Raw genomic sequence first — 15,410 nt, 5'->3', positions numbered from 1 at the left:
TCGTCCCCGCGGGCCGGGAATCCCACCCGCCGTCGCCGCCGTCACCGTCGATATCGTCTGAACCCGAAACCCGGAAAACGACCCCGGCCCTACGACCGCCCATGACCGAAAAGACGGGAACGTTCGTCGTCACGCACGCCGAAGCGGAGTCGGCCGTCGTCCGCGACGTCGAGACCGCACAGGTACACACGCTCGCCTCGAACCCCGGCCTCGAGGTCCACGACGTCCTCGAGGCGACCGTCGCCCCCGAACCGCCGCTCGAGGTCGCCTGGCAGGTAGTCGACGTCGAGGACCGCCGGTCGATCGACCTCGTCGACAGCGATCTCGAGCCGACCCAGCACGCGAAGGAACTCGCCGCCGCCGCCGAAGTCGGCGACCTCGTCACCGAGGAACGCGCCGGCACCGGCGAGATCCACGTCTTTTGTCTCCCGGCCGAGGAGACGGAGGACGCCGCCCGGGACGTCCTCGAGGACGAGGAGACGCTCTCGCGGGCGGCGCGGCTCGAAGCGGTTCGCGTAGAGGTGCGCCGATCGGTCCCCGAGAGCCCGGACGGGGGCAACGGTGTGTTGAGCGTCCGCTATCTGCCCGACTGACGTCAGGCGTTTTCCGGGCTCGCCTCGCTCTGGACCTCCCAGCCGCCCTCGAGGTCGCAGGCCTCCCGGACCTCGTACTCGATTTCGGTTTCTTCGTCGATTCGTGGCCCGCCGGCGACGTGCTCGACCCGCAGCGGGACGTCGAGCGTGTTGCCACAGCAGCCGACACCGACGAACTCCTCCCACCGGTCGCCCTCGCGAGCCTCGTCGCGGGTCTTCCGCAGGAACGCGCGGAACGAGGGTTTCTCGACCTGGAACCGGCCCCAGTCGGAGAGGTCCGCCGGGTACGACACCGTCACCCGGTCGGCTGCCGTCTCGCGTTCGTCGCCGCGCTCGTCGGCCGCCGCGTCGATTTCGGCGTCGTCGTTCATACCCGAGGAACGGCCTCGAGCGGCTTCAGTCTGCCGTACGGCACGGTACTGTTCGGCAATCGACACCCTGGAGAAATTGAGAAGGCTTACTTCGGGGGCCCTCCAGGGTCGCGTACATGGGGACTCTCGAGGTACCGGAGGTAGAAAGAGATTACACCCGGTACAGTAACCGCCAACTCGCGGCGGTTCCGCTTGCGGTTCTCGCGGTCGCATTGCTCGTTCTCAGCGGTTCCTTCCTCGCCTACGGCGCGCCGGTTCCGCTGGGAATGGACTTCGCGGGCGGGGCGCAACTGACGGTCGAGACGACCTCGTCCGAGGCACAGATCCAGGACGCGTTCTCGGTCGAGCCAGACTCGATCCAGTCAGTCGTGGGCGAAAACCAGTACACCGTTCAGTTCGCCGGCGTCGAGGACGACGACGTGATTCAGGACCTCTCGAACCAGGCCGAGTCGAACCTCGAGCCCGCGGGCGACGGGTCGGTCGTCCAGTCCGAGTCGACGGCATCGGCGAGCTTCGCCGCACAGACCCAGCAGACGGCGCTGCTCGGGATTGCCGTCGCGTTCGTCGGGATGAGCGTCATCGCGTTCCTCCTCTTTCGGACGTTCGTCCCGGCCGTCGCGATCGTCCTTTCGGCGTTCTCCGACCTGATCATTCCGCTGGCGTTCATGTCGATCGCCGGCATCCCGCTCTCGCTGGGCACCGTCGCCGCGTTGCTCATGCTGATCGGGTACTCGGTCGACTCGGACATCCTGTTGAACAACCACATCCTGCGACGACAGGGTGACTTCTACGAGAGCACCCACCGCGCGATGCGGACGGGTATCACGATGACCGTTACGTCGATGATGGCGATGCTCGTGATGGGGATCGCCGCGTCGCTGTTCGGCGTCGATCTACTGGCGTCGATCGGCATCGTCCTCTTCGTTGGCCTCGCAGCCGACCTGATGAACACGTATATGCTGAACGTAAGCCTGCTTCGCTGGTACAAGTTCCACGGGGTGAGATCGTAATGGGACCGATCGCCTTCGTCAAGGAGAACTGGCGCGTCCTCCTGCTGGTCGTGTTCGTGGCCTTCTCGCTGGTCGCGCTGTTCATCCCCGGCGGGATCATGGCCGAGGACGACAGAATCGTCGAGGAGGACGGGAACGGCTCCGTCGAACGGACGGACAATCCCACCAACCTCGAGTACGGCCTCGGGCTCGAGGGCGGGGCCCGCGTCAGTGCGCCGCCGGTCGGGATCATGGTCGACGACCTCGAGACCGAACCCGACGCGACGGTGATCGCACAGGAACTCGAGCTCGACTCGATCGACGTCGTCGTCCGGGTCCACGACGACGGCCGGACCACGGCCGAGGTGTTCTCCGAGGACGTTACCCACGCGGAGTTCGCCGAGGCGCTGCAGGCCGCCGGCGCGGACGTCTCCGAGGACGACGTCGAGGACGGCGTCACGGCCCAGACACGCGAGGAGATCATCCAGACGATCGAACTCCGGATCAACGAGGCTGGCCTCTCCGGCGGGACGGCCTACGAGGAGTCCCGACTCGGCGGCGACCACTACATCGTCACCGAGGTGCCGGGGATGACGACCGGAGAACTCCGCGAACTGCTGTCGGATCGCGGTGATGTCCGGATCGTCGCCTACTACCCTGGCGAGAACGGCACCCAGGAGAACGAGACGGTGCTCACCTACGAGGACTTCAGTTCGATCGGGTCGGCCTCCTACGAGAACCCGCCGAACAGACCGGGCCAACACTACGTCCCGGTCACGGTCGACGACGTGAGCGGGGATGACGGTCCCAGTCCCGCGGAGTCGTTCCAGTCGGACATGAACGAGTACGGGTTCACCGGCGAAGGTGTCGGGCAGTGTTCCCCCGAGCGGTTCGACCGCGATACCGGCGTCTTCGATCCGAGCCACGAGGAGCCCGAGTGGTGTCTCCTTACCGAAGTCGACGGCGAAGTCGTCGACGCCCACCCGATGGGGTCGGACCTCGCCCAGAGCATGGCCGCCGAGGAGTGGTCGACCAACCCCACGTTCCGGATGATCGTCCCGACTCAGCAGGACGCCCATACGCTCGCCGTCAACCTGCAGTCCGGGGCCTTGACCGCGCCGCTCGAGTTCGACGACGCCGAGCAGTACTCGATCAACCCCGCGCTCGCGGACCAGTTCAAGCAGTACTCGCTGCTGATCGGCGTACTCTCCGTGTTGACCGTCAGCGGCGTCGTCTTCGTCCGGTACCGCGACCGGCGGGTCGCGCTGCCGATGATCGTCACGGCCTTGACGGAGGTGGTCGTCCTGCTCGGCTTCGCGGCGCTGATACGCATGCCGCTCGACCTCTCGCACGTCGCCGGCTTCATCGCCGTCGTCGGAACGGGGGTGGACGACCTGGTCATCATCGCCGACGAGGTGATGAACCAGGGTGACGTCAGCTCCCAGCGGGTCTTCGAATCGCGGTTCCGCAAGGCCTTCTGGGTCATCGGCGCCGCGGCCGCGACGACGATCATCGCGATGTCGCCGCTGGCGGTGTTGAGCCTCGGCGACCTCCGCGGGTTCGCCATCATCACGATCCTCGGCGTGCTCGTGGGCGTGCTCATCACCCGGCCGGCGTACGGCGAGATCCTCCAGCGCCTGCTGACCGATCGCTAACGCCGCGTCGCTCTTTTCATACGGACTGCCGTCCCGATGGACCGACACAGCCGCCGTCCGGGTCGCGGTTGCGGCGGAAACGAGTTACAGTAACCCGTATCAGGTCCGGACGACGTCGGTCACGCCGACGCTCTCGAGAACCAGCCAGGCGACGAACAGTCCGTACGTCGCCAGCAACAGCCAGGCCTCCCGCTCGGAGAGCACCATCCCGGTTCTGGCGATCGCGAAGAAAACGATCGTCGCGAAGATCAGAAACGCCATCATCGGCACGACGTGCGGGAAGGTAATCGCCAGGCTGCCCGCGACGAGCACGCCCAGCGGTACGGCCACGAGCAGGTCGAAAACGTTGCTCCCCAACACGTTGGCGAGGCTGACCGACGGCCGCCCCGAGCGTGCGGCGGCGACGCTGACGAACGCGTCCGGGATGCTCGAGCCGGCCGCGACGACGGTCATCCCCCACAGGAACGCGGGCGTCCCGAACGCGTCGCCGAGGCCGATCGCGGCCCGGACGAGCCCCTCGACGCCGACGATGATCAACACGAGCCCGAGGCCGAACCACAGCCACGTCCGGGGCTGGACCGTCCCGTCCTCCTCGGCCTCGTGGTCGGCAGTGTCGAGGTACTGGCTGAACACGTAGAGACCGTAGATCCCGAGCGGAAAGACCGCGAGGGGCCGGGTGAACGATCCCTGCAGCGTCGCCCCATCGCTCGGGTTGTAGATGACCGCCATCGAGAAGGTAAGCAGCAGCGTCGCGACCGCGACCATGTAGAACAGCGCCTCCTTGTAGACCAGGTCGCGCCCGGTTTCCATCCCGCCGTCGGACTCGGTCACCAGGGCCGACCCTGCCGGGATGACGAGCAGGTTGAACACCGCGGAGCCGACGATCGCGCCGATCCCGAGCTCGAACTCCCCGTGGAGCAGCGTCGCGACGAGGACGCTGACAAGTTCCGGCATACTCGAGCCGGCGGCGGCGATGATCGCCCCCTGGACGACCGCGGGCACGCCGTAGCCGACGGCCAACTGGTTCGCCGAACTCTCGAGCCACGTGCTCCCTTTCCAGACGACGGCCGTGGCGGCCGCGGCGAGCGCGAGCAGTCCGAGAATCGTAACGACGGACACGCCTGACTTTGTGTCGAGCGCGGATATAAATCGGTCGACAGAAATCGCCGGCCCGGACGGCCTCCCCGCGGAATCGAGGATCAGAACTGCCCGAGATCGGTCTGTCGCGCCTCGGCCAGCAACTCCTCGCAGGTCGACCAGGAACTGCGGGCGAACGGCGGCAACTCGCCGTGTTCCGCGACGTAGTCGGAGAGGAACTCACGGGTGGTCGAATCCCCGGGGTACCCGCTGCCGACGTCGCCGTACTCGTCGGCGATGGCCGCGACGTGGGCGTCGCGTTCGACCTTGGCGACGATGCTCGCCGCGCCGACCAGCGGCGAGTCGTCGTCGGCCCCGTGGCGGGCGTCGACCTCGAGTGTTCCCTCGCCCTCGAACGGGCCACAGGCGTCGGCGACCCGGCGGGCGAACCGATCCGCGTCGGTGTCGCAGGCGTCACAGAGGCCCGCGATCCGGTCGTCCGCCGCGACGTCGGCGAGCGCGTCCTCGATCGCCGCGGCGTGGGCCCGGACCGTCAGCGAGTTCATGTCGGTCTCCGGATCGTCGATCCGCTCGGGGGGCACTTCGGCGACGCCGACCGAGATCCGATCGTCCTCGCGGATCGTTTCGGCGAGTGCGTCCCGTCTGGACGGAGAGAGCCGCTTCGAGTCCGCGATCCCGTCGGGCAGGACGGCCGGCTCCTCGAGGTGGACGGCCGCGGCGAACATCGATCCCAGTGCCGGTCCCTTGCCGGCCTCGTCGACGCCGAAGGGCATACGCGAAGGGGTCGCGGACTCGGGAAATAACGGTTGTGACTCCCGGCCGTCGGTTCGCCCCCGGCCACCCCAACGCATTTGGAACCTCGCTGAAAGGAATGCGCTATGACTGTATCCGACGCGATTCCGCTCGAGGCGTTCTACGATCTCACGCAGATCACCGACCTCGCGATCTCGCCGGAGGGCGACCGGGTTGCGTTCGTCGCGACGGAGTACGAACAGGAAGCCGACGAGGCCGTCAGTTCCCTGTTCGTCGTGCCCGCGGACGGCTCCCGCGAGCCCCACCGGTTGACCGCCGTCGACGGTGCCTCGAGTCCGACCTGGAGCCCGTCGGGGGACAGACTCGCCTTCCTCGCCGACAGGGAGACGGACGTGGAGCGGCGGATCGGCCGGCGGGAGCGAGAGGGTTCGGAGGACGACGTAGACGATTCGACGGAAGGCGACGAAAACGGCGACGACGGGCCGGACCAGCAGGTCTGGTCGTTCGACCTGGCCCGCGGCGGCGACGCCCGACAGGTGACCGACCGCGAGGAGGGCGTCTCGGCGTTCGACTGGGGGCCCGAGGGGGACCGGCTGGTGATCGCCGCCCGGGACCCGACCGAGGACGAGCGGGCCTACCTCGAGGAGGTCCGCGACGGCGGGCCGATCGAGACGACGCGGCTCCAGCACAAGGTCGACGGAACCGGTTGGACGGACGACGTGACGACCTACCTGTTCGTCGTCGATTACGACTCGGGCGAGACCGCACGCCTCGACGACGCCTTCGGCGGCGGTGCGTTCCAGGACATCGCCGGCATGGAACCGCGCTGGGGGCCGACCGGCCGGATCGCGTTCACCTCCTGTCGGCTCGAGCGGCCCGACGATACGCTGGTTCGGGACCTCTATACGATCGCCCCGGACGGCTCCGACCTGCGGCGGCTGACCGACGGCGACCGGCAGTGCTCGCGACCGTCGTGGCGCGAGGACGGGACCCTCGGCTTCGTCGTTCGCGACTCGGAGAACTGGTGTCGACCCGCGGAGGTCCACTACCACGACGGCGAGGAATCGCGGTCGCTGACGGCGAACCTCGATCGGACGGTCGCCTACTGGGGGACCGTCGAGTGGGTCGGCGACGCCGCCTACACCCTCGTCGGCGACGAGGGCCGGACCAGGCTCGTCCGCGCGGAACTGGACGGAACGGTCGAACGCGTCTTCGACGCGCAGGGCGAGGACCGTGCGATCCAGGGCTTCGACGTCGCCGCCGACGGTGAGACGGCGTCGGTCCTGTTCTCGCATCCGAGCGACGGGCTCGACGTCCACGCGGTCGCGGTCGACGACCTGGACCTGACCGCCGACGAGTCTCCAGCGTCGTTGCGGCGGCTCTCCGCAGTCAACGCCGACCTGATCGATTCCCACTCGATGCCCGCGGTGCGCCGCGTCGAGTGGGAGTCCGACGGCTGGACGCTCGAGGGCATCGTCTACTCCGATCCCGACCTCGACCTCGACCTCGAGGACGGCCCCCACCCGCTCGTGGTGGCGATCCACGGCGGCCCGATCTCCTACGACGAATCGGAGTTCAGCTTCGACCATGCGGCGCTGACGAGCCGCGGCTACGTCGTCTTCCGCCCGAACTACCGCGGGGGGATCTCCCGCGGCCGGGAGTTCGCCGAGGTACTGAAGGGGCGGTGGGGAACCGCCGAAGTCGACGACATCGTCGCCGGCGTGGAGTCGCTCGTCGATCGGGGCTGGGTCGACCCCGACCGCGTCTTCGGGTACGGCTTCTCCTACGGTGGAATCGCACAGGGGTATCTCGTCACGCAGACGGACCTGTTCGCCGCCGCCGCGCCCGAACACGGGATCTACGACCTCCGGGCGGAGTTCGGCACGAGCGACTCGCACAACTGGATGGAGGCGGACTTCGGCCTCCCCTGGGAGGACCCAGAGACGTTCGACGAGGGATCGGCGATCCTCGAGGCCGACGGGATCGATACGCCGCTGCTGGTGATGGCCGGCGACGAGGACTGGCGCTGTCCACCCACCCAGTCGGAGCAGTTGTACGTCGCCGCGCGGAAACAGGGCGTCGACGCGAAGCTCGTCGTCTACCCGGACGAACACCACGATATCGGCGATCCGGACCGGGCGATCCACCGGCTCGAGCAGCTCCTCGAGTGGTACGAGACGCACGATCCGGGTCGGGAGGAGGCGGCGGACGCGTAAGCGAGGTCAGTTCCGGTCGCTGCCGTCGTCGTCGCTGTCGTCGTCGCCGTCGCGTGGCTCGTCCAGGAAGTACTCCTCGCGTTCGAACGGCTCGTCCTCGCCCTCGACGCCCGTGACGTCAAGCGCGGTCACCTCGGCGTCGACCCCGAGCGTGCCAGCCAGGCTCGGCTCGGTGCGGCCGTCGTCGCCGCTCACGAACTCCTTGACGTAGAGCCCGCCCTCGCCGTGGAGCCGCACCTCGGCCTCGGTCGACGACCGAAGTTCGCCCTCGAGGTCGTAGACCGTCCGCTCGCGGGTCAGCGCCGCGCGCCGGTGGTCGACCCGCTGGGGCGTCTCCTGTGCGAGGGTCGTCCCGTCGAGTTCCGCGATCGCCTCGTCGAACCGCTTCTCGTCGACCGGCTCGGAGAACTCGACGTCGGCGCGGTAGTGCTTGCTCGCGTCGTGTTCCTTGACGCGTTCGACCATCTCGTAGGTCGCCAGGCGGAGCCCCTCGACCTCGACGCTGCCGTCGGCGGCCTCGTTGATCTTCGCCTCGAGTTCGGCCGGGTCGGGGTCGCGCTCGTGGGGGCGTTTCACCTCGAGGACGAACGGCCGCCCCTCCTCGAGCATGCGGGCGTCGACGTCCTCTCGGCCAGCGCCGTGGAAGGTACCCTCGTCGCCGTCCATGGCCGCGACGACGTGCGGGCGGACCGTCTGTTCGACGCTCGTGTCGTACATGTAGCCCGACCCTCCGCAGTAGTCGCAGGGTTCCTCGCCGTCGTCGCCGAGCTGGATCCCGCTGCCGCCACACTCCCGGCAGGGCCACTCCGTCTGCGGGATATCGCGCTCGAGTTTGCGGTAGCGGCCGTAGACGAACGCGGGGTTGATCTGGACGTCCACCGCGTGGCCGGTCACCGAGCCCGTTTCGAGGGCCTCGCGGGGGTCGAACCCCTCGAGGTCGACCACCGCGAGCACGTCGGGGCGGTCGAAGTCGACCTCGGCGCCCGTCCTGGCGCCGACGCGGCGGCCGACCTCGCGGTTTACCTCCCGCTTGAGCGATTCGCCGACGTCGGGCTCGAGGCCGGCGTCCTCCCGGAGCAGTCGGTCGTTCTCCTCGACCAGCGGCGGGACCTGCGTGCCGACCTGGTAGGTGGCGAAGTCGACGCCCTCGAGCGCCTCGACGACTGCATCGGCGATCGGGTCGAAGGTGCCACAGTACCCCTCACAGACCCAGCAGTCCGTGGGCGGGGTCGGGTCGAAGTCCTCGTCGTCGGCCAGCGCGACCGTCGTTCGCAGTGCGCGACCGCGTTCGGCGTTCGTCAGTCCGAAACTCCTGTCGGCGAACGGGCGGCCGAGACAGGAGTCGCAGACGCCTCCCGTCGCGAGCAGCGCGCGGGCGTCTTCCGTGATCATGTACCGGAATCGGGGGGCCGCGGGTAACACGTTTTCCCTTCCGTTCGTCGCGTCCTCCCTTCTCGCCGCTCGGCTGAGTGCTGTCGCCAGCGTCGGAATCCCGTCGACGCGGTCGACTCCGCTCGAGACCCCCTCGTTTCCTGATCGAAAATCGGCCGAGGGGTCGTCGAACGGCGTTCACTGTTTCCGGAACTTGAAATACGTGGAGTCCTAGCCGTCGGCTATGAACGATTCGCGAGTCGATCGGCGGCGGTTCCTCGCGGCGGCCGGCGCCGGCCTCCTCGGCGCGGTCGCCGGGTGTGCGGAACCGCGAGGGGACGACCCGATCGAAGGCGGTTCCGTCCACGAAATCGACCGAGAGAACGTCGCCGACGGCTCCGCTTACACCGACGTCTACGAGACGATCATCGACTCGGTCACGATGGTCCGAGTGCTCGGGGTCTCCGACCCCATCACCGGCGACGTCGGTCGGGGCCAGGGGTCCGGGTTCCTCTTCGACGAGAACCACGTCGTCACGAACGACCACGTCGTCGCCGGCGGGGAAGACGCCGACCTCCAGTACATCAACGGCGACTGGACGAGCACCCGCCTCGTCGGCACCGACCCCCACAGCGATCTGGCCGTCCTCGAGGTCGATCACGTCCCGGAGTCGGCCTCGCCACTCTCTCTGGCCGAGGAACGTCCCGTCGTCGGCCAGCAGGTACTCGCCGTCGGCAACCCATACGGCCTCGAAGGGACCCTCACCGAGGGGATCGTCAGCGGCGTCAATCGAACCGTAAACCCACCGGGCCGACAGTTCTCCCTGCCGAACGTCGTCCAGACGGACGCCGCCGTCAACCCTGGTAACAGCGGGGGCCCGCTCGTCGATCTCGACGGCGACGTCGTCGGCGTCGTCAACGCGACCGGCGGTGACAACATCGGCTTCGCGATCTCCGCGGCGCTGACCGCACGGGTGGTCCCGTCGCTCATCGAGGACGGCGAGTACCGCCACTCGTTCATGGGGATCGGCCTCACGTCCGTCGACCGAATCATCGCCCAGGAGAACGACCTCGAGAGGGCCACCGGCGTGATGGTGACCGAGGTATTCTCCGGCGAGGCGGCCGAGGGAGTTCTGGAAGGGGCCGACAGCACGGTTCGCCGCAGCGGGGAGCCGATCCCCGTCGGCGGCGACGTGATCCTCGAGATGGACGGCGAACCGATCCCCGACCGACACGCCCTCTCGACGTTCCTGGCGCTCGAGACCAGCCCGGGCGAGACGATCGACCTCCGGCTGTGGCGGGACGGAACCGAGACGACCGAGGAACTGACCCTCGGGTCGCGGTAAGCGGGAACCGGTGGTTCGTCAGTCGAGTACACGTGACTCGTTCGAGGACGAATTCGAGCCTGTGACTGTCTCTCTTTCCAATCACTCACTAACCACTTGCAGGTGGGTCGAAAAGAGTGATTACGCGAGGCGTTCGCCGGTCGCACGAGGTCGCCCGTTCGAGTTATCGGAAACGTACACGTCGGGTCCCGAAGAGTTCTTTTTCGAGGGGGTGAACGGTCGGCGCTGGCTTCGATTCGGCCGCAGTCGTTCCGTTTCGACGGGGTAGCCCGTCGATAACAATAGGTGACTGTCGGGTAGATTCGGCCGGCGCGACCGACCGCCTGTCAACCAATGTCACACGAAAACGACACGAACGCCGATTCCGGCTACGATGCCAGCCCGACCGCCGACGCGAGCGGTGACGACGCACTGCCACGCGGCTCGGGACGGGCGTCGCCCCCTGACACGTCCTCCGCAGGGACCGAGCGCGACGCGGCGCTCGAGGCCGGGTTCGAACTGGACCACGTCACCGTCGAGAACGACAACGCCCCCGACGAGTGCGCCGTCTTCCCCCGGGCGGCGTCGGAAGAGGAACTGATGACAAACTGGATCGCCGCCCACGAGGGCGCGTTCGTCGACCTCGAATCCATGCGATAACGACAGATGCATCTCGGGAGTACCGTCACCACCCTGGGCTTCTGGATCGGCACGCTCCTGCCGATCGCGTACCTGCCGGTCTTTCTGACCGGCATCGATTCCGTCGCTCGACTCTCCCTGTTCCTCGGTCTCCTCACCATCAACGTCGTCGCACTCGTCGTCGGCCACGACTACCCCGCATCCCGGTCGCGGTCAGTGTAGCCGACGCCGGTCCCCTCTTTCGCTTTCTTCGCTCGAGTTCAGTCGTCGCCGGACGGAGACCACACCTGTACCCGCGGCGTCTCGCACCCGTCACAGACGACGGCCGCGTTCCCCTTGTACTCACCGCGCTCGAGGGTGCCGTCCCCCTCGCAATGCGGGCAGGACCGCCCCTCGAGGGTCGCCATGAGTTTTCGTTCGTCGCTATCGACGGCAGCGGTATCGTGCCCGTGATCGACGGGTTCCGTACCCGTCTCGACGGACCCTGAAGACCCAGATTTCGCCATATATCCATTGCATACGCCTCGAGGGGGAAACGTTCTCCCTGGGTATGCAACCCGTCGCCGTCCGTCGGTAGCCATCCCTGCCCCTCCGCGAGTCGAAGCACCTATTCGCTCGAGCGGTAAACATTCGAGGGAACAGGAATGTGGCCCTGGGGACACCTCGCCGTCGCCTACCTGCTCTATGCGGGATACGCACGTCGACGGTTGGATAGCCCGCCGCTTGCGGTCCCCGCTCTCGCGGTCGCCCTCGGCTCACAGTTCCCCGACCTGATCGACAAACCTCTCGCCTGGAGTATCGGCGTGCTTCCCGGCGGTCGGACGCTGACTCACTCGTTGCTGGTCGCCGCGGTCCTGTTGCCGCCCGTCGTCCGACTCGCCGCGCGCCTGCAGCGCCGTGGGGTCGGCGTCGCGTTCGCCGTCGGCTACCTCTCGCATCTCGCCGCCGACGTTCCGCCCGCGGTCCTGACCGGCGAGTTCGCCGGCGCGCGATTCCTCCTCTGGCCGCTGCTCGAGGCCCCGCCGGAGGACCCGGTCGGCGGCCTCCTCGACGCCGTGTTGCACTACTACGAGATGGGGATCTACGAAACGGTCCAGTTCGTCCTGTTGGCCGCGGCTATCTTCGTCTGGTATCGCGACGGGACGCCCGGCCTCGAGTACCCGCGTCGGCTGCTCGCGGGTGCCAGCGAGCGGTGGCGGGCCGAGCGACCCCGGTGAGCGACGGTCGAAGGCCCTGCTCCGGCCGGCCGAGCGGTCGGCCGGAACCGTGGCGGCTATCCCTCGCCTCCGCGTTCCCCCCGTATGCGACAGTTCGTACTCATCGGCCACGAGGTGCCGACCGAGCCCGACTTCTCGCTCGACGACCTCGCCAGCGGCGCGGGTCGACTCGACGCGCTGTGTCGCTCGATCACCGCCGCCTTCGTCACCTCTCACGGGATCCGCGAGGACGTCCGCGTCCACCTGATCGCCCAGGACGAACTCACGATCACCTTCGACGGGAGCGACCTCCGGCGGCTCAACCCCGACGAACGAAGCACCGCCGCGCTCGTCCGCAAGGCCCTCGAGCACCGCGACGAGGCCATCGGCGCGCTCCCCGCGGAGCCGAGCCCCGGGATCGAGGTCTACCGCCGCGGGTTCGCGGAGACGCTCGAGGAGGTCGCCGACGGCGCGGTCGTCCAGTTGCACGAGGACGGGACGCCGATCGTCGACGCGGACGGTGGCGAAGAGGACGGGGCGCCTTCGCTGCTCGAGACCGATCCGGTTTTCGTCCTCTCGGATCACCGGGATTTCACCGCCGAGGAGCGGTCGCTGCTCGAGGAGGCGGTGGATCTGCGGATCCGACTGGGTCCCGAAGTCCTGCACGCCGATCAGGCCGTTACCGTCGTCCACCATTATCTGGATACGGCGGGTTACGAGCGATTCTGATCGCGGCGGAAGGGGTGACGGTATGTGGCAAACTACAATCCGGCGCGGCGACGATAGCTTTCGGAAGCGTTAAACTACCGGGGCCACACCATTCGAACGCGGGCCGGTGGGGTAGCTTGGTATCCTTCGGCCTTCGGGTGGCCGTAACCGCAGTTCGAATCTGCGCCGGCCCATACTACTCCCGCACTTCAAACCGCCGAGCGACGCATAGCGGCGCGAGGCAACTGTAGTGCGGGAGTCGATGACGGCGCGCAGATTCGAGCAGGGAAGTCGCAGCGTCCGAGCGAAGCGAGGACGATCGTCTTCCCATGTTCGACATCTGCGCCGGCCCACTTCTCCCGCATTCCACCCCTCGAGCCACGACCTCGAGGTCGGTCTCTATCCTCGAGCGAGAGTCGTGGTCCCGTCTTGAACACCGCCGACCCGCAGCCTCGAGCGGATCGTGTCGTCGCCGACTAGTTCCACGGGAACCAACAGTTTAGCCAGTTGATCCGTTACACGCACGCATGAAACGGCGGGCGCTTCTGGCGGGGGTCTCGAGCGGGGTGGCCGCCCCCGTCGCCGGGTGCCTCGTAAACGACCAGGGCTGTCTCGGCGAAACCTGGACGGGAGTGGGGTACGACGTCCGTCTCGAGGAAATCGCGTACGACGGTTCGACCGACGAATGGACCGGTAGGTGTTCCCTGAGGGTCGACATCAATTTCGTACGGGGTTCCCGAGACGGCATCACGAACGCCGGCGTCGCGCTGTATTCGGAGGCCGGTCACCGACTCGAACTCGTGTCCCTCGGCGATATGACGTGGGGAAACTTTCCCGCGGAGAACCGGTCGGAGATGGACTGTGGTGGGTACGGGAAGGGGTACTGGACGCGAAGCGGGGAGTTCACGGTCGCGGAACTGCCGTACTACTTCGGTCTCTGGTACAGCGACGTGCGTGCAGGCGTCCCGGAAGGGACGTCGTCGCTGCGGTACACACAGGAACCGTCCTCGAGCCCCGACGCCGTCTCGCCCGACGACTGGGAGCGCGTCGACGCCGACTTCCGCGGGAGCTTCCCGCCGCTGCCCGAGCAACCGCCGACGCTCGGGGACGGGATCGCTACCGCGGAGCGGTCCGACGACGCCCGCCGATGCCGTGACCGCGAGACCGAACTTCGGCTCGAGGAGACGTCCTGTTGCGATCTCACTCTCGTCGGAGGGTACCGGGCGAGCGATCCGGCCGCCGTCCCCGGACTCCGGGCGGCGACCCTCGAGGACCGGGAGACGATGACCCTCGAGATCGGGGTCGGCGACTACCGTCGTCCGCCGGAGCCGACCTGCGACCCGACCTACGTCGAGTATACGGTCGACGTCTCCGTCGAGGAGGAGTTGCCGGACACCGTCGAGGTCGTTCACCTCGACTCGGACGGGGAGGAACTGGACCGGGAAACGGTCTCCACCGACGCGTAGCCGGGGATCGTCGGCGACCGACCTTCGTCGGTGGCTTCGGCAGGGGTTCGGAGGAACGCGAGGCAGAACGCGGCGCCACTTCGTACCGACCTGCGTCTCTCGGTTCGTAGCGGTTCTCGGAGACGGAGGACGAAGCGACGCAGCCAAAAGCCGACCGTGCTCGAGGTCGGCGTTCGCGGCCATCAGATTCCGCTCGAGAGCGGCCACCCTGTCGGAACGGGGGTCACGACATCCCGGCAGACCGACCGCCGATCCTGACTCGACTGGCGTCCAGCATCGTAAGCGAGACCCCCTGACGGACTCCTCACGGGCACCCGACCGTCGTCTCCGGTAGAACCACGTGTCACGAGGCCGTACCGAACCCCATGGCGGAGGGAATTCCGGTGCGGGTCATCACCGGAAGCGAGGGCGGGGAAACCACCATCCGGGTCGAACCCGGTGCCAATCTCCGGGAGTCGTTACTCGAGCACGGTTTGCCGGTCTACGGCACGGTGTCACAGTACGCGAACTGCGGCGGGCGGGGATTGTGTTCGACCTGTACCGTCGAAGTCGATCCCGCGCCGGAGCCGACACACTGGCACGACGCGGCAGCGGTTCGGTTCGGCTATCCCCGGCTCTCGTGTTGTATCACGGTCGAGGGGCCGATGACGGTCAGACTCCTGGACAAGCACGTCTGGGGCCAAGTCCTTCCGCGCCAGGTGGCTCCGGACGAATCCTGATTGGTTCCGCACCGGCGACGCGCCGCTGGGGGTCCGAAATACGCGCTCTACCCTCAGTAACGGACTCGTCCTCGGATGCCGACGGACCGGGGGAATCGCTGCCGAGCCGCTGCTCCGAGGCCCTCCCGAACCGGCTGCCGGAGTCACAGCCCCCAACCGCGCCGAACGGAGCGCGAGCCGAGCAGTATGGGGTGGGGCGTTGTTCGGTGGCCGTCGCGACGAGCGCATCGGTTTCGCCGCCACGAGAACAGAACCGCCAATGCCCCTATCTCCGGGCTCCGGAATTAGTGACGACAACGATACATTGACGGT

16 protein-coding genes and 1 tRNA gene are annotated in these 15,410 nt (G+C 67.8%); 12 read left to right on the top strand and 5 right to left on the bottom strand.

Annotated features, from left to right (window positions below):
• The first annotated feature begins 101 nt into the window (after window positions 1–101).
• A complete protein-coding gene (locus CHINAEXTREME_RS00975) occupies window positions 102–593 on the top strand; it encodes a DUF5812 family protein (protein ID WP_007142385.1) in 492 nt (163 codons plus the stop codon).
• A 2-nt stretch (window positions 594–595) separates the two neighbouring features.
• Here CHINAEXTREME_RS00975 and CHINAEXTREME_RS00970 read toward each other — a convergent pair whose 3' ends face one another.
• Complete coding sequence (locus tag CHINAEXTREME_RS00970) at window positions 596–964, bottom strand: hypothetical protein (protein ID WP_007142386.1); 369 nt, start codon at window positions 962–964, stop codon at window positions 596–598.
• Between the two features lie 116 nt (window positions 965–1,080).
• Here CHINAEXTREME_RS00970 and secF point away from each other — a divergent pair, with 116 nt between their 5' ends.
• Window positions 1,081–1,974 carry a protein translocase subunit SecF gene (gene secF, locus CHINAEXTREME_RS00965; protein ID WP_007142387.1) on the top strand — a complete coding sequence of 298 codons (894 nt, stop codon included), beginning with the start codon at window positions 1,081–1,083 and terminating at the stop codon, window positions 1,972–1,974.
• Window positions 1,974–3,608 carry a preprotein translocase subunit SecD gene (locus CHINAEXTREME_RS00960; protein ID WP_007142388.1) on the top strand — a complete coding sequence of 545 codons (1,635 nt, stop codon included), beginning with the start codon at window positions 1,974–1,976 and terminating at the stop codon, window positions 3,606–3,608. The genes secF and CHINAEXTREME_RS00960 overlap by 1 nt, the downstream gene beginning before the upstream one ends.
• Window positions 3,609–3,707: 99 nt before the next feature.
• Here CHINAEXTREME_RS00960 and CHINAEXTREME_RS00955 read toward each other — a convergent pair whose 3' ends face one another.
• Entirely contained in the window at window positions 3,708–4,727 is a 1,020-nt protein-coding gene (locus tag CHINAEXTREME_RS00955) for a sodium:calcium antiporter (RefSeq protein ID WP_007142389.1), read from the bottom strand.
• An 80-nt stretch (window positions 4,728–4,807) separates the two neighbouring features.
• Window positions 4,808–5,479 carry a ribonuclease HII gene (rnhB, locus tag CHINAEXTREME_RS00950; protein ID WP_007142390.1) on the bottom strand — a complete coding sequence of 224 codons (672 nt, stop codon included), beginning with the start codon at window positions 5,477–5,479 and terminating at the stop codon, window positions 4,808–4,810.
• A 105-nt stretch (window positions 5,480–5,584) separates the two neighbouring features.
• Here rnhB and CHINAEXTREME_RS00945 point away from each other — a divergent pair, with 105 nt between their 5' ends.
• Complete coding sequence (locus tag CHINAEXTREME_RS00945) at window positions 5,585–7,675, top strand: S9 family peptidase (protein ID WP_007142391.1); 2,091 nt, start codon at window positions 5,585–5,587, stop codon at window positions 7,673–7,675.
• A 6-nt stretch (window positions 7,676–7,681) separates the two neighbouring features.
• On the opposite strand, the gene CHINAEXTREME_RS00940 is transcribed toward CHINAEXTREME_RS00945, so the two are convergent.
• Window positions 7,682–9,067: a tRNA pseudouridine(54/55) synthase Pus10 gene (locus tag CHINAEXTREME_RS00940; protein WP_007142392.1), complete on the bottom strand. Its 1,386-nt coding sequence runs from the start codon at window positions 9,065–9,067 to the stop codon at window positions 7,682–7,684.
• A gap of 223 nt (window positions 9,068–9,290) precedes the next feature.
• Here CHINAEXTREME_RS00940 and CHINAEXTREME_RS00930 point away from each other — a divergent pair, with 223 nt between their 5' ends.
• The 3 genes from CHINAEXTREME_RS00930 (at window position 9,291) to CHINAEXTREME_RS00920 (ending at window position 11,231) form a co-directional block, all read left to right on the top strand.
• On the top strand, window positions 9,291–10,391 hold the full coding sequence (locus CHINAEXTREME_RS00930; protein ID WP_007142394.1) for a S1C family serine protease: 1,101 nt from the start codon (window positions 9,291–9,293) through the stop codon (window positions 10,389–10,391).
• A 333-nt stretch (window positions 10,392–10,724) separates the two neighbouring features.
• Window positions 10,725–11,030, top strand: coding sequence for a DUF7511 domain-containing protein (locus CHINAEXTREME_RS00925; RefSeq protein WP_007142395.1), 306 nt, complete (start codon window positions 10,725–10,727; stop codon window positions 11,028–11,030).
• A 6-nt stretch (window positions 11,031–11,036) separates the two neighbouring features.
• Window positions 11,037–11,231, top strand: coding sequence for a hypothetical protein (locus tag CHINAEXTREME_RS00920; RefSeq protein ID WP_007142396.1), 195 nt, complete (start codon window positions 11,037–11,039; stop codon window positions 11,229–11,231).
• A gap of 38 nt (window positions 11,232–11,269) precedes the next feature.
• Here CHINAEXTREME_RS00920 and CHINAEXTREME_RS00915 read toward each other — a convergent pair whose 3' ends face one another.
• Window positions 11,270–11,515: an HVO_A0556 family zinc finger protein gene (locus tag CHINAEXTREME_RS00915; protein WP_007142397.1), complete on the bottom strand. Its 246-nt coding sequence runs from the start codon at window positions 11,513–11,515 to the stop codon at window positions 11,270–11,272.
• Between the two features lie 138 nt (window positions 11,516–11,653).
• Between CHINAEXTREME_RS00915 and CHINAEXTREME_RS00910 the strand changes: the two genes are divergently transcribed.
• From CHINAEXTREME_RS00910 to CHINAEXTREME_RS00890, 5 genes are all read left to right on the top strand, one after another.
• Window positions 11,654–12,226 carry a metal-dependent hydrolase gene (locus CHINAEXTREME_RS00910; RefSeq protein WP_007142398.1) on the top strand — a complete coding sequence of 191 codons (573 nt, stop codon included), beginning with the start codon at window positions 11,654–11,656 and terminating at the stop codon, window positions 12,224–12,226.
• Between the two features lie 84 nt (window positions 12,227–12,310).
• A complete protein-coding gene (gene trmY / locus CHINAEXTREME_RS00905; protein ID WP_007142399.1) occupies window positions 12,311–12,934 on the top strand; it encodes a tRNA (pseudouridine(54)-N(1))-methyltransferase TrmY in 624 nt (207 codons plus the stop codon).
• Window positions 12,935–13,034: 100 nt separating this feature from the next.
• Window positions 13,035–13,107: transfer RNA gene (locus CHINAEXTREME_RS00900), tRNA-Pro, on the top strand.
• A gap of 333 nt (window positions 13,108–13,440) precedes the next feature.
• The gene (locus CHINAEXTREME_RS00895; protein ID WP_007142400.1) at window positions 13,441–14,379 is read left to right on the top strand and encodes a hypothetical protein; all 939 of its coding nucleotides are present in this window, start codon (window positions 13,441–13,443) and stop codon (window positions 14,377–14,379) included.
• Between the two features lie 365 nt (window positions 14,380–14,744).
• Window positions 14,745–15,098, top strand: a complete 354-nt coding sequence (locus tag CHINAEXTREME_RS00890) for a 2Fe-2S iron-sulfur cluster-binding protein (protein ID WP_007142401.1) — start codon at window positions 14,745–14,747, stop codon at window positions 15,096–15,098.
• The last annotated feature ends 312 nt before the right edge of the window (window positions 15,099–15,410 follow it).

Origin of the sequence: Halobiforma lacisalsi AJ5, assembly GCF_000226975.2 — an archaeon.
Lineage (GTDB): Archaea > Halobacteriota > Halobacteria > Halobacteriales > Natrialbaceae > Natronobacterium > Natronobacterium lacisalsi.
Note: the sequence above shows the minus strand (reverse complement) of the source record. Positions and strands in the feature narration are given on the sequence as shown.